We start from the raw sequence: 12,957 nt of genomic DNA, 5'->3' as shown, positions 1-12,957 counted from the left end.
GAGAGCACCCCCATGACCGGTGTACTGACCGCAGACCGCCCCCCGCGCCCCGCCGCGCCCCGCCGCTACACGGTCGCCCTCGCCCGCGACGAGGACGACGTGCGGGCCGCGCAGCGGCTGCGCCACGACGTCTTCGCCGGGGAGATGGGCGCCCTGCTGGCGAGCCCGCTGCCCGGGTACGACGTCGACCCGTTCGACGCGTACTGCGACCACCTGCTCGTGCGCGAGGAGACGACCGGGCAGGCCGTCGGGACCTACCGGCTGCTGCCGCCGGAGCGCGCGGCGGCCGCCGGGCGGCTGTACGCGGAGAACGAGTTCGACGTCGCCGCACTGGACGCGATCCGGCCCTCCCTGGTCGAGGTCGGCCGTTCCTGCGTGCACCCCGACCACCGCGACGGCGCCGTCATCGGGCTCATCTGGGCCGGCATAGCCCGGTACATGACCGACCGGCGCCACGCGTGGCTGGCGGGCTGCTGCTCGCTCCCGCTCTCCGACGGCGGGGCCCTCGCGGCCGGTACCTGGGACCGGGTGCGGGCCAAGCACCTGGCCCCCGAGGAATACCGGGTACGGCCGCTGCTCCCGTGGACCCCGCGCGCCACGCCGCCCGCCACCCGCACCGAACTGCCGGCGCTGCTGCGCGGCTACCTCAGGCTCGGCGCCTGGGTCTGCGGGGAACCCGCCCACGACGTGGACTTCGGTGTGGCGGACCTGTACGTGCTGCTGCCGATGAGCCGGGTCGACCCGCGCTATCTGCGGCACTTCCTCTCCCTGGCCCCGGGCCGATGAGCGGCTGGCTGCCCGGGGCGTCCTGTACCCCCGGGACGTGCGTGGAGCCGGCCGGGTCCGTGGTGGCGGCACCGCGCGCCGTGCTGCGGCTGACGGCGGTCGCCGTCCTCCTCCTGGCCGGGACCGCGGTCGTGCTCACGCCGCTCGGCCGCAGGTGCGTCCCCGACGCCCTGGTGCGGCGCTGGTCCCGGTGGATCGTACGGGCCGCGGGCGTCCGGGTCCGTCTCACCGGCTCCGCCGCGCCCGAGGGCGGCCTGCTGCTCGTCGCCAACCACGTCTCCTGGCTCGACATCCCGCTGCTCGCCGCCGTACGGCCCGCCAGGATGCTGGCCAAGAGCGAGATCGGGCGCTGGCCGGCGGCGGGCGTGCTGGCCGCCCGCGGCGGGGTGCTGTTCATCGAACGGGACCGGCTGCGGGCCCTGCCGGACACGGTCGCCGTGCTCGCGCGGGCCCTGCGCTCGGGAGCCGCGGTCGCGGCCTTTCCGGAGGGGAGCACGTGGTGCGGCCGCGCCCAGGGCCCCTTCCGCCGTGCCGTGTTCCAGGCCGCGCTGGACGCCCGGGTGCCGGTCCAGCGGGTCCGCATCCGCTACCTGGCCGGTGGGCCGGCGGTGAGCACGACCCCGGCGTTCGTCGGCGCGGACACCCTGCCGGCCTCCCTGTGGCGGGTGGCCTCGGCCCGCGCGCTGACCGCCGAGGTGGAGGTGTGCCCGCCGGTGCCGCCGGACCGCCGTCACGACCGCCGTTCGCTCGCCGAGGCCGTCGGCCACCGTGCGCACGGTCACCAGGGGAAAGCACCTTCGAAAAGTATGTGTGTTTTATGAGATATGTACCGTTTCCGTACCGCTGATACGGACATCCGGAAGGCAGACACTCCGGAAGGAGGGTGATGGCAGATGATCACCCGTGAAGAGATCGCCAACGTCCTGGACCAACCGGTCTATGACGGGGACGGCAACAAGATCGGCGACGCCAAGCATGTCTTCTTCGACGACATGACCGGACGTCCCGAATGGGTGAGCGTCAAGACGGGCATGTTCGGCTCGAACGAGTCCTTCGTGCCCATTCGCGACGCCGCGCTGGTGCAGGACCACCTCGAGGTTCCCTACCGCAAGGACCACATCAAGGGTGCGCCCAATGTCGACGTCGACGCGGGCGGCCATCTGTCGGAGACCGAGGAGCACCGGCTCTACGACTACTACGGCATCAACTGGGACAGCGTGCTGTCCGAGGCCGAGCGCACCGACGACGGCCGCTGGGCCGCGGGACCGGGCACGGCCGGAGCGGCGGGTGCCGCGGGAGTGGCCGGCACGACCGGCGAGGCCCGCGCGACGGGCCCGGACGACACGGCGGCCGGCACGGCGGGCGGCATGACCGGCCGCCAGGACGCCATGGAGCGCGAGGGCATGCGCGGCGACGAGGCGATGACCCGCTCCGAGGAGCAGATGCACGTCGGAGTCGAACGGCACGAGTCGGGCCGGGCCAGGCTGCGCAAGTACGTGGTCACGGAAGAGGTGCAGCAGACCGTCCCGGTGAGCCACGAGGAAGTGCGGGTGGTGCGCGAGCCCATCACGGAGTCCAACCGTGACGAGGCCCTCTCCGGACCCGAGATCAGCGAGGCCGAGCACGAGGTCACCCTGCACGCGGAACGCCCTGTCGTGGAGACCGAGACGGTGCCGGTGGAGCGCGTCCGGATGACCACGGAGGAGCACACCGAGAACGAGACGGTGCGCGGCCGGGTCCGCAAGGAACGCATCGAGGCCGAGACCGAGTCCCTCACCGACGACGAGACCCGGCGGGGCCGCGGGTGACCGCCCCCCACTCCCGGCGCGGGACCGAGCGCCGGTGAACCCGCTTCACCGGCGCGTCCCGCCGTCCAGGGCCCGGGCCAGATAGGGCGCGGTGGCGCTCCCCCGTGCCCGCGCCACCCCGGCGGGCGGCCCCTCGGCGACGATCCGGCCGCCCGCGTCCCCGCCGCCCGGCCCCAGGTCGATCACGTGGTCGGCGCCCGCCACCACGGACATGTCGTGCTCGACCACGACCACCGTGTGCCCGGCGTCCACCAGACCGTGCAACTGGCGCATCAGCACCTCGACATCGGCCGGGTGCAGACCGGTCGTCGGCTCGTCGAGCAGGTACAGGGTGTGGCCGCGCCGCCCCCGCTGCAGCTCGCTCGCCAGTTTGATGCGCTGAGCCTCCCCGCCGGACAGCTCCGTCGCGGGCTGGCCGAGCCGCAGGTAGCCCAGACCCACGTCGAGCAGTGCGGCGAGACTGCGCGCCGCCGCGGGCGTGCCGGCGAAGAACTCCGCCGCCCCCTCCACCGTCAGGTCCAGCACCTCGGCGACGGTCCGTCCCCGGTACGTCACTTCGAGCGTCTCCGGGTTGTAGCGCGCCCCGCCGCACTCGGGGCACGGCGCGTACGTGCTGGGCAGGAACAGCAGCTCCACAGCGACGAAGCCCTCGCCCTGACAGGTCTCGCAGCGCCCGCCCGGCACGTTGAAGGAGAACCGGCCCACGCCGTAACCACGCTCCCGTGCCTGGCCGGTGGCCGCGAAGACCTTGCGCACGACGTCGAACAGGCCCGTGTACGTGGCCAGGTTGGAGCGCGGAGTGCGGCCGATCGGCCGCTGGTCGACGGAGACCAGGCGGCCCACTTCGGGCAGGTCCTCGGTGATCTCGCCGACGAGCGTCGACTTCCCGGAGCCGGACACGCCCGTCACCGCGGTGAGCACCCCCAGCGGGAACCGTGCGGTCACCCCGCGCAGATTGTGCCGGGTCACCGGGCCGACCGTCACGGTGCCCCGCGGGCCACGCGCCGCACGCGGGGGCGCGGGGGAGCGGTCGAAGAGGTGGCGGGCGGTGGCGGACTCCGCGACCCCGGCCAGCCCGTCGACCGGACCGCTGTAGAGCACCCGCCCGCCGTGCTCGCCCGCCCGCGGACCGACGTCCACGATCCAGTCGGCGCCGCGCATCACGCCGAGGTGGTGCTCCACGACGAACACCGAGTTGCCGGCCGCCTTCAGCCGTTCCAGCACCGTCAGGAGCGCCTCGGTGTCCGCCGGGTGCAGGCCCGCGGAAGGCTCGTCGAGGACGTACACGACGCCGAACAGCCCGGAGCGCAGCTGGGTCGCCAGCCGCAGCCGCTGCAGCTCGCCCGCCGACAGGGTGGGGGTGGGGCGGTCGAGGCTCAGATAGCCGAGCCCCAGCTCCACGACGGGCGCGATCCGGGAGGTGAGGTCACCGGTGAGCACCGCGGCCGTCTCACCCGCGGTCGGCAGCAAGTCGGTCAGCTCCGTGAGCGGCAGTGCGGCCAGCTCGGCGATGCCGCGGCCGCCGACGGTCACCGCGAGGGCCTCGGCCCGCAGCCTGCCGCCGCCGCACACCGGGCAGGGCGCACTGGTGAGGAAGCGCTCCGCCTTCGCCCGCAGCGTGGCGCTCTTCGAGTTGGCGAACGTCCTCATCACGTAGCGCCGGGCGCTCATGTACGTCCCCTGGTACGGCCGCTGGATGCGCCCCGCCTCCCGCACCGGGTGCACCGTGACCACCGGCTGGTCGTCGGTGAACAGGATCCACTCCCGCTGCCCGGCGGGCAGCTCACGCCAGGGCCGGTCCACGTCGTACCCGAGCGCGTCCAGGACGTCCCGCAGGTTCTTGCCCTGCCAGGCGCCCGGCCACGCGGCGATCGCACCCTCCCGGACGGACAGCGAGGGGTCCGGGACGAGCAGCTCCTCGGTCGTGCGGTGCACCCGCCCGAGCCCGTGGCACTCGGGGCAGGCCCCGGCCGCGGTGTTGGGCGAGAACGCGTCGGAATCGAGCCGCCGGGCGCCCGGCGGATAGTCCCCGGCGCGGGAGAACAGCATCCGCAGGGAGTTGGAGAGGCTGGTGACCGTCCCCACCGAGGAGCGGGACGTCGGCGTCGCCCGCCGCTGCTGCAGCGACACGGCGGGCGGCAGCCCGGTGATCTCGCCCACCCTGGGGGCCCCGACCTGGTGGATGAGGCGGCGGGCGTACGGCGCGACGGACTCGAAGTACCGCCGCTGCGCCTCCGCGTAGACCGTTCCGAAGGCGAGCGACGACTTCCCCGAGCCCGAGACACCGGTGAACACGGCCACCACGTCCCGGGGGACGTCCACGTCCACGCCCTTGAGGTTGTGCTCGCGGGCGTCGCGCACCCGGACGTACGGGTCGTGGGGGCTGTGCATCGCGGGGAACTCCGTACGGTCTTCGGCCCCCGGCCGCGGCCGGGGGTGGGGGAGGAGGACAAACCCCGTGATTCTACGCCGCGGAGACGGACGCCCCGGTGCCGGTGACGCGGGCGAGCCGCCGGTAGGAGTCCAGCAGCGCCGCGCGGTCGTAGGTGCTGGTGGTGACGAGGACCTCCTGCGCGGCCGTCTCCCTCACGAGCCTCTCCAGCTCGTCGGCGACCTGTTCCCCGGTGCCGGCGACGTGGCCGGCGAGACCGGCTTCGTACAGTCCGCGTTCCCTGGCGGTCATCGTCCGGGCCTCGACCTCCCCGGCCGGTGGCAGGGGCGGAAAGGAACCGCGCGTGCGTGCGTGGGCCATGGACCACGCCTCCGGGACGAGGAGCCGCCGGGCCGCCTCGGGCGTACCGGCCACCGCGACGGTGCCGGAGACGACGACGTACGGCTCCGCGCTCCACCCGGAGGGGCGGAACCCGGCGCGGTAGCGGTCGATGCCGCGGCGCATCCGGTCCCGGTCGCGCAGGTCCCCGATGACCATCGGCAGGCCCGCGCGGGCGGCGACGTCCGCGCCCTCGCCCATGGCCAGGACGAACGGCGGGACGGCCAGCCCCTCCGCGGGGCGCGCGTGCGCACCCGTGGGCGAGGTGCCCCGGAACCAGCCGAGCAGCTCGGCCAGTTGGGTGTCGAAGTCGTCGGCGTCGTCCTTGTCCCGGCCCAGGGCCCTGCGCACGCCGTCGGTGAAGCCCACCGAGCGGCCGAGCCCCATGTCGATCCGGCCGGGGAAGAGCGACTCCAGCACACCGAACTGCTCGGCGACGACCAGCGGCCGGTGGTTGGGCAGCATCACGCCCCCGGTGCCCACGCGGATGCGGCTGGTGGCACCGGCCACGGCGGCCGCCAGCACGGTCGGTGCCGACCCGGCCACGCCGGGCACCCCGTGGTGTTCCGCCACCCAGAACCGGTGGTAGCCGAGCCGCTCCACCTCCCGCGCCAGCTCCACCGTGTCGCGCAGCGCCTCCCCGGCGGTGCGGCCGGTCCGGATGCGGGAGCGGTCGAGGACGGAGAAGCGGGTGGTGGCGATCGCTGAGGTCACACGGTGTTCAACGCCCACACGCCGCACAGATTCCCGGCACCCCCGCTCAGAGTCCTTGCCGTCGAACTCGCGTCGTCGCCCGGAGGGCGGACGGGAGTTTGACGACAGGACCTAGGGTGGGCGGGTGAGCGACAGCAGCAAGCCCCCGGTCGCCGTGTTCGACCTGGACAACACCCTCGCCGACACCGCGCACCGCCAGCGCTTCCTGGAGCGACGGCCGCGCGACTGGGACGCCTTCTTCGCCGCCGCGCCGCACGATCCGCCGCTCGCCGAGGGCGTCGAGCTGGTGCGGGCCGCTGCGCGGGAGTGCGAGATCGTGTATCTGACCGGACGGCCCGAGCGCTGCAGGCGCGACACGCTCGACTGGCTGGCCGCGCACGGCCTGCCGGAGGGGACCGTGCACATGCGCGGCGACGCCGACCGCCGGCCCGCCCGCCGCACCAAGCCGGAGGTCCTGCGGCGGCTCGCGCGGACCCGCGAGGTCCGGGTGCTGGTGGACGACGACGAGCTGGTCTGCGACGACGCCGAACGGGCCGGATTCACCGTCCTCCGGGCACGCTGGGCGGCCCGGTCGGCCGAACTGCGCGTGGCGCAGGAACGCGAGGGCCGCACCTGACGCACCCAGACCGTCCGGGTGACCCGGACGCGGAGCCGACCGGGGGCGTCAGTCCGACTCCTCCAGGCGGAAGCCGAGCTTCAGGCCGACCTGCCAGTGCGCGACCTGCCCCTCCTCGATCTGTCCTCGCACCTGGGTCACCTCGAACCAGTCCAGGTTGCGCAGGGTGTGCGAGGCACGGGTGACGGCGTTGCGGACGGCCTGGTCGACGCCGTCGGGCGAGGTGCCGACGACCTCGGTGACCCGGTAGGTGTGGTTCGACATGCGGGGGCTCCCTTCCGCGGGGCAGCGGTGTGCCGTGCGTCACTCCACCGTGCCCCAAGTCGGGACGGAGCGCGAGGGATCGGCCCGACGGGGTGCGACCGTCTGCCACCCCCTTGACCTTCTCATTGGTACATACCAAAATCCCATACACCCGTTCGAGCTTCGGTCTCGTCCCCCACGTCGGGTCTCCCTTCGCGTGCGCAGGGCACTCCTGTCCGCCTCCGCCCCCTGTCCGTCAGACAGAAGGACCCCCCCGTGAGACGTCGCCTCCTCGCCCTTGTCTGTGTGTCCGCCTCCGTGCTCAGCGGCTGCGGCCTGGTCTCGCAGGACGGCGGGAGCGAGCGGCGCACCGTCACCGTGTGGCTGATGAAGGACAGCGCCTCGCAGGACTTCCTGAAGCGGTTCACCGAGGGCTTCGAGCGCGACCACTCCCACCTCGACCTGGACATCCGGATCCAGGAGTGGACCGGAATCGGCGACAAGGTGCAGGCCGCGCTGAGGGCCGACGGCACGGACGGGCCCGACGTCGTCGAGGTCGGCAACACCCAGGTTCCGCAGTACGCGGAGGGCGGCCGGCTGCAGGACCTGACCCTGGAGTCGATGCGCGACTGGGGCATCCGCGACTGGCTGCCGGGGCTCGCCGAACCCGGGCAGTGGCTGTCCCAGCAGTTCGGCATCCCCTGGTACGCCGCCAACCGTGTCGTCATCTACCGCAAGGACCTCTTCGAACAGGCCGGGATCACCGAGCCGCCCCGCACCCGCGAGGAATGGCTCACCGCCACGGAGAAGCTCGACAAGGGCGGCGACCAGGGCATCTACCTGGCCGGACAGGACTGGTACACCCTCTCCGGCTTCATCTGGGACGAGGGCGGCGAACTGGCCGTCCAGGAGGGTGAGGGCGGTACCTGGACGGGCGCCCTGGACTCCGAGGCGGCCCTGCGCGGCATGGACTTCTACCGCGAACTGCAGGCCCTGGGCGACGGCCCGGTCGACGCCGACGAGGAACACCCGCCGCAGTCCGGGGTGTTCGCCGAGGGACGGGTGGCGCAGATCGTCGCGGTACCGGGCCTGGCCCAGTCCATCGTGCGCGAGAACCCCGAACTCAAGGGCGAACTGGGCTTCTTCCCCGTCCCCGGCAAGAGCGCGGGCAGACCCGGCGCCGTCTTCACCGGCGGCTCGGACCTCGTCGTCCCGAGGAACACCGACCAGCAGGACGGTGCCCTCGCCGTGGTCGAGGCGCTCGTGGGCACCAAGTGGAACACCGACCTGGCCCGCACCATGAACTACGTGCCCAACAAGAAGTCGCTCGCCGAGGCCGTCTCCGGCGAGGAGGGGGTCGCCGCCATGGCGGCCGGTGCCGCACAGGGCCGGGCGACCCCCGGTACGCCCCGGTGGGGCGCGGTCGAGGCGGACAACCCGATCAAGGAGTACATGACGAAGGTGCTCACCGGTGCGGACGCGGAGCCGGAGGCCCGCAAGGCCTCCGACCGCGTCACCGAACTGCTGGACGTCAACGCCCGCTGACCCGTGGCACGGATCAGCGCACCACGCTCAGGGACAGCGCGAAACGGCCCTCGCCGTCCGTCCACCAGTGGGCCAGGTCCAGTCCGGCCGCGTCCAGTTCGGCCCGCACACGCTCCCGCCGGAACTTCGCGGACACCTCGGTGCGCAACTCCTCCCCGTCCGCGAAGTCCACGGCCAGGTCGAGCGCCTGGACCTTCACCGTCTGCGCGGTGCGCGAGCGCAGCCGCATCTCGACCCACTCCCGCTCGGGGTTCCACAGCGCCACGTGCTCGAAGGCCGCGGGCACGAAGTCGGCCTCCAGTTCCCGGTTCATCACGGACAGCACGTTCTTGTTGAACGCGGCCGTCACCCCGGCCGCGTCGTCGTACGCCCGGACCAGCACCCCCTCGTCCTTGACCAGGTCCGTGCCCAGCAGCAGGGCGTCGCCCGGGGAGAGCAGGGCGCGGACGGTGGTCAGGAACGCGGCGCGCTCCTCGGGCAGCAGATTGCCGACGGTGCCGCCGAGGAACGCCATCAGCCGGGGACCCGGCGTGTCGGGCAGTGTCAGTCCTGCGGTGAAGTCGGCGATCAGCGCGTGCACCCGGAGGCCGGGACGTTCGGCGACGAGCGCCTGCCCGGCCTGGGTCAGCGCGCTCTCGCTGACGTCGACCGGCACATACTCGCGCAGCCCGGTCTGCCCCGTCAGCGCGTCGAGCAGGACGCGCGTCTTCTCCGAGGAACCGGAGCCCAGCTCCACCAGGGTCCGGGCACCGGTCGCCGCGGCGATCTCACCGGCCCGGTCGACGAGGATCTCCCGCTCGGCCCGGGTCGGGTAGTACTCCGGCAGCGCGGTGATCGCCTCGAACAGCTCGCTGCCCCGCGCGTCGTAGAACCACTTCGGCGGCAGCCACTTGGGCATGCTGGTCAGGCCCGCCAGGACGTCGGCGCGCAGGGCGGCGTCCGTGGCGTCCTCGGGCAGCGTCCGGGTCAGACGGAACTGGCTCACGGGCGGGGCTCCTTCGGAGGAGTGACGAAAGCGTCGGTCGGACCGGTCCCCAGGGCGGCGGTGCTCTCGCCCGGGTCCTTGAGCGGAGTGAGCTGCGTGTCGGTGCGGCTGGCGGTGAGCAGGGTGCGGTCGGGGACCTCCTGCCAGTGCGGGTCGTCGTCGTAGGGCTCCGAAGCGACGACCGTGCCGCCGCGCGGACGGGACAGGTACCACAGGGTGTCGCCCCAGGTGGTCGCGGTGATGGTGTCGCCGCTGGTGAGGAGCAGGTTGAGCCGGGAGGCGGGGGCCGCCGCGGCGACCTCCAGCACCGTCTCGGCGAGCGCCCGGCCCTCGTCGTCCCCGGCACGCAGCCGGGCCAGCACGAGCGCCCACAGGAGTGCCGAGTCGTTGCGGGCCTCCAGCGACAGCAACTGCCCGGACGGCAGGGTCGCGGCCACCGGCGCGAGGGACTCCGGCCAGCCGGTCACGGCGCCGTTGTGGCTGAACAGCCAGGCCCCCGCGGCGAACGGCGCGGCCGCGGCCTCCGCGTCGGCGCCCGACAGGGTGGCGTCCCGTACGGCGGCGAGCAGCGCGCCGGCGCGCACCACCCGGGCCAGGTCGGCGAAGGACTGGTCCGCCCAGATCGGCCCCGCGCGGCGGTAGCGGGCCGGGACCGGGTCACCGTCGGCGTACCAGCCCACGCCGAACCCGTCGGCGTTGACCGTGCCGTGCCGCTGGTGCCGGGGCGCCCACGACTGGCGGTACAGACCGTGCCGCGGTGCGACGAGGAGTCCGCCGAGCGGCTCCGCCGGGCCCACGTAGGCCAGGTGACGGCACATCAGGCGGCCTCCGCCGACCGGGCGGTGCGGAACCCGGAGAAGATCTGCCGCCGGACCGGGTAGTCCCAGTTGCGGAACGTGCCCCGGCAGGCCACCGCGTCCACGGCGAAGGAACCACCGCGCAGCACCTTGTACTCGGGGCCGAAGAAGACCTCCGAGTACTCCTTGTAGGGGAACGGGCGGAAGCCGGGGTAGGGGGTGAAGTCGCTGGACGTCCACTCCCAGACGTCGCCGATCAACTGCCGTACGCCGAGCGGTGACTGGCCTGCCGGGTAGCTGCCCGCGGGCGCGGGGCGCAGGTGGCGCTGGCCGAGGTTGGCGTGCTCCGGGCCCGGGTCCGCGTCACCCCACGGATAGCGGGTGGTGCGGTCGCCGGCCGGGTCGTGGCGTGCGGCCTTCTCCCACTCGGCCTCGGTGGGCAGCCGCCGCCCGGCCCAGCGGGCGTACGCGTCGGCCTCGTACCAGCACACGTGCAGCACCGGCTCGTCGGCGGGCACCGCCTCGGTGACCCCGAAACGGCGCCGCAGCCACTGCCCGCCGTCCCGGCGCCAGAACAGCGGCGCGGTGATGGAGTGCCGGCGGATGTGGTCGAAGCCCCCGGGGGCCCACCAGCGGGGGTCGTCGTAGCCGCCGTCGTCGATGAACGCCTGGTACGCGCCGTTGGTCACCGGGGTGGTGTCGATGTGGAACGGCGCCACCTCGCGCCGGTGCGCGGGGCGTTCGTTGTCCAGCGCCCACGGCTCGGCCGACGTGCCCATCGTGAACGCCCCGCCCGGCACCAGGACTTCCGCCGGGCCGGTGAACAGGGGCACGGGCTCGGGGTCGGGCGCGGTCAGGGCCTGCGGCCCCCCGCGGAGCTGATGCGTGATCAGCATGGTCTCGTCGTGCTGCTGCTCGTGCTGGGCGATCATTCCGAAGGCGAAGCCCGCCTCCGTCAGCCGTGTCCCGCCGAACGCGGTGCTCTCCAGCACGTCCAGGGCCCGTCCACGCACCTCCGCCGCGTACCGGCGGGCCTCGGCCGGCGCCAGCAGCGGCAGGCTCGGCCGCTCGGAGCGGGGGTGCTCGAAGGCGTCATACAGACTGTCGATCTCCGGACGCATCGCCTCCTGCCCGGCGACCGCGCGCAGCAGCCACTGCTCCTCCTGGTTGCCGATGTGGGCCAGGTCCCACACCAGCGGGGACATCAGCGGCGACACCTGGGCGGTCAGGTCGGGGCCCTCGACACAGCTGGTCAGCAGCGTGGTGCGGGCCCGGGCCGCGACGAGGGTGGCCAGGGCCCGCTCACGCAGCCTCTCGGCGTCCGCGGCCCCTTCGCCGGCGGTGGCGGTGTTGTCGGTGGGGTCGGTCATGAGCGGGTCTCCCTCCCGTGCGGGCCGCGGCCGGCGCCGTCCGGCATGTCCAGCAGATCGTCGGCGGGGCAGCGGCCGCGGCGGACGTAGCGCTCCAGGTACACGGCGACGGCGTCCGTGACCTCGGCCGCGGCGCCGAGCCGGGGCAGCGCGGCGAGCGCCGCGGTGAAACACGTGACGGCCGCCTCCCGCAGCTCGGGATCGGTCAGCGCGTCACGGGCCGCGTCCTCGTAGAGCGGGTTGTGCGGCGCGGGCAGGCCGAGCGTGCGCTCGGCCAGGGGCTTCACTGCCCGGTAGGCGGTCTCGGTGGCCTCCGCATCGTCGAACAGCGCGGCGGTCACCGCCAGCGGCACGATCCAGCCGTCGTCCCCGGGCTGCGCGTCGATCATGCGCAGCTCCAGATGGCCGCGCGGACGGACCGGCGGGAAGAGCGTGGTGAGGTGGTAGTCGAGATCCTCCCGGGTCGGCGGCCTCGGCACCAGCCCGCGGGTCCACTCCCGCAGGGTCAGGCCCTCCGGTACGTCCCAGGGGCCGCCGTCGCGGCGTACGCACATCACCGGTGCGTCCAGGACGTGCCGCGCCCAGGTGCCGCGCGGGTCGCTGTCCAGCGGGGGACCGCCCGCCCGGCCGGGGCCGATCTGCGTCCACCGCAGCTGCCGGGTGGACCGCCAGCCGGTGGGCCGGCCGCCGGACAGCGGGGAGTTGGCGAACGCGGCCAGCAGCACCGCGCCCAGATGATGGGCCAGCCACCACCGGCGTACGTGACCCAGCGGCCCCGGCTCCTCGTGCCCGGCGTCCACGCACACCTGCACGGAGGCGGAGGCGCACATCATGAAGCGGCCGCCGGGGCCCGTGCGGTCGAGACAGGCCTCCATGGCGTCGTAGCGCGGCTGCCGCAGATAGCGGCGCGGCGCGTGCCAGGGATCATGGCCGAGGCCGACCAGGGCGAGACCGTCCTCGCGCAGTACCGCGCGGACGGCGTCGAGGTCGGCGGAGACGGAGCGGACGCACTCCGTCAGCGAGGTGGCGGGAAGCGAACTCAGCTCCAGCTGGCCGCCGGGTTCCACGGTCAGCGCCGACCTCAGGGGCACGGCCCGCAGCGCGGTGTAGACCGCCCGGAGCCGTTCGGGTGATACGGGGAGCCGCGGCGCGCGCGACTCGTGGACGAGCCATTCCACCTCGACGCCGAGGAGCCTCGGCGGGCCGGTCTTGAAGCAGATGCCGTGGACCAGCGCCTCGACCTCGGCCTCACTGACGGCGGTACGTGGCCGGACACAGCCACCAACCGGATCTGACATGTCGGGATCCTCCTGAGATTCCACC

At 73.9% G+C, this 12,957-nt stretch carries 12 protein-coding genes; 5 read left to right on the top strand and 7 right to left on the bottom strand.

Annotated features, from left to right (window positions below; translation table 11 throughout):
- The first annotated feature begins 12 nt into the window (after positions 1-12).
- The 3 genes from ACGFYH_RS13420 to ACGFYH_RS13410 all read left to right on the top strand — a co-directional run bounded on the left by ACGFYH_RS13420 (position 13) and on the right by ACGFYH_RS13410 (position 2,594).
- Positions 13-786, top strand: coding sequence for a GNAT family N-acetyltransferase (locus ACGFYH_RS13420; RefSeq protein WP_393803270.1), 774 nt, complete (start codon positions 13-15; stop codon positions 784-786).
- Positions 783-1,607 (top strand): lysophospholipid acyltransferase family protein, encoded by an 825-nt coding sequence (locus tag ACGFYH_RS13415; RefSeq protein WP_393803269.1) that lies wholly within the window; start codon positions 783-785, stop codon positions 1,605-1,607. The genes ACGFYH_RS13420 and ACGFYH_RS13415 overlap by 4 nt, the downstream gene beginning before the upstream one ends.
- A 72-nt stretch (positions 1,608-1,679) precedes the next feature.
- Entirely contained in the window at positions 1,680-2,594 is a 915-nt protein-coding gene (locus tag ACGFYH_RS13410; protein ID WP_393803268.1) for a DUF2382 domain-containing protein, read from the top strand.
- Between the two features lie 45 nt (positions 2,595-2,639).
- On the opposite strand, the gene ACGFYH_RS13405 is transcribed toward ACGFYH_RS13410, so the two are convergent.
- Both ACGFYH_RS13405 and ACGFYH_RS13400 read right to left on the bottom strand, forming a co-directional pair.
- Complete coding sequence (locus tag ACGFYH_RS13405) at positions 2,640-4,985, bottom strand: ATP-binding cassette domain-containing protein (protein ID WP_393803267.1); 2,346 nt, start codon at positions 4,983-4,985, stop codon at positions 2,640-2,642.
- 73 nt (positions 4,986-5,058) lie between these two features.
- Entirely contained in the window at positions 5,059-6,078 is a 1,020-nt protein-coding gene (locus tag ACGFYH_RS13400; RefSeq protein WP_393803266.1) for an LLM class flavin-dependent oxidoreductase, read from the bottom strand.
- A 124-nt stretch (positions 6,079-6,202) separates the two neighbouring features.
- On the opposite strand from ACGFYH_RS13400, the gene ACGFYH_RS13395 reads away from it, so the two are divergent.
- Entirely contained in the window at positions 6,203-6,694 is a 492-nt protein-coding gene (locus ACGFYH_RS13395; protein ID WP_393803265.1) for an HAD family acid phosphatase, read from the top strand.
- A 48-nt stretch (positions 6,695-6,742) separates the two neighbouring features.
- Here the strand turns inward: ACGFYH_RS13395 and ACGFYH_RS13390 are convergent, their stop codons facing one another.
- Positions 6,743-6,958, bottom strand: a complete 216-nt coding sequence (locus ACGFYH_RS13390) for a dodecin (protein ID WP_393803264.1) — start codon at positions 6,956-6,958, stop codon at positions 6,743-6,745.
- Between the two features lie 255 nt (positions 6,959-7,213).
- Between ACGFYH_RS13390 and ACGFYH_RS13385 the strand changes: the two genes are divergently transcribed.
- Positions 7,214-8,482: an extracellular solute-binding protein gene (locus ACGFYH_RS13385; RefSeq protein ID WP_393803263.1), complete on the top strand. Its 1,269-nt coding sequence runs from the start codon at positions 7,214-7,216 to the stop codon at positions 8,480-8,482.
- A 13-nt stretch (positions 8,483-8,495) separates the two neighbouring features.
- Here ACGFYH_RS13385 and egtD read toward each other — a convergent pair whose 3' ends face one another.
- From egtD to egtA, 4 genes are read right to left on the bottom strand one after another with little or no spacing between them, the layout of a single operon-like run.
- The gene (gene egtD / locus ACGFYH_RS13380; protein ID WP_393803262.1) at positions 8,496-9,467 is read right to left on the bottom strand and encodes an L-histidine N(alpha)-methyltransferase; all 972 of its coding nucleotides are present in this window, start codon (positions 9,465-9,467) and stop codon (positions 8,496-8,498) included.
- Positions 9,464-10,285: an ergothioneine biosynthesis protein EgtC gene (gene egtC, locus ACGFYH_RS13375; protein WP_393803261.1), complete on the bottom strand. Its 822-nt coding sequence runs from the start codon at positions 10,283-10,285 to the stop codon at positions 9,464-9,466. The genes egtD and egtC overlap by 4 nt, the downstream gene beginning before the upstream one ends.
- Complete coding sequence (egtB, locus tag ACGFYH_RS13370; protein WP_393803260.1) at positions 10,285-11,634, bottom strand: ergothioneine biosynthesis protein EgtB; 1,350 nt, start codon at positions 11,632-11,634, stop codon at positions 10,285-10,287. Before egtB ends, egtC begins: the two co-directional genes overlap by 1 nt.
- Entirely contained in the window at positions 11,631-12,932 is a 1,302-nt protein-coding gene (gene egtA / locus ACGFYH_RS13365; RefSeq protein WP_393803259.1) for an ergothioneine biosynthesis glutamate--cysteine ligase EgtA, read from the bottom strand. Before egtA ends, egtB begins: the two co-directional genes overlap by 4 nt.
- Between the last annotated feature and the right edge of the window lie 25 nt (positions 12,933-12,957).

It is taken from the genome of Streptomyces sp. NPDC048392 (assembly GCF_043200575.1).
Taxonomy (GTDB): Bacteria; Actinomycetota; Actinomycetes; order Streptomycetales; family Streptomycetaceae; genus Streptomyces.
Note: the sequence above shows the minus strand (reverse complement) of the source record. Positions and strands in the feature narration are given on the sequence as shown.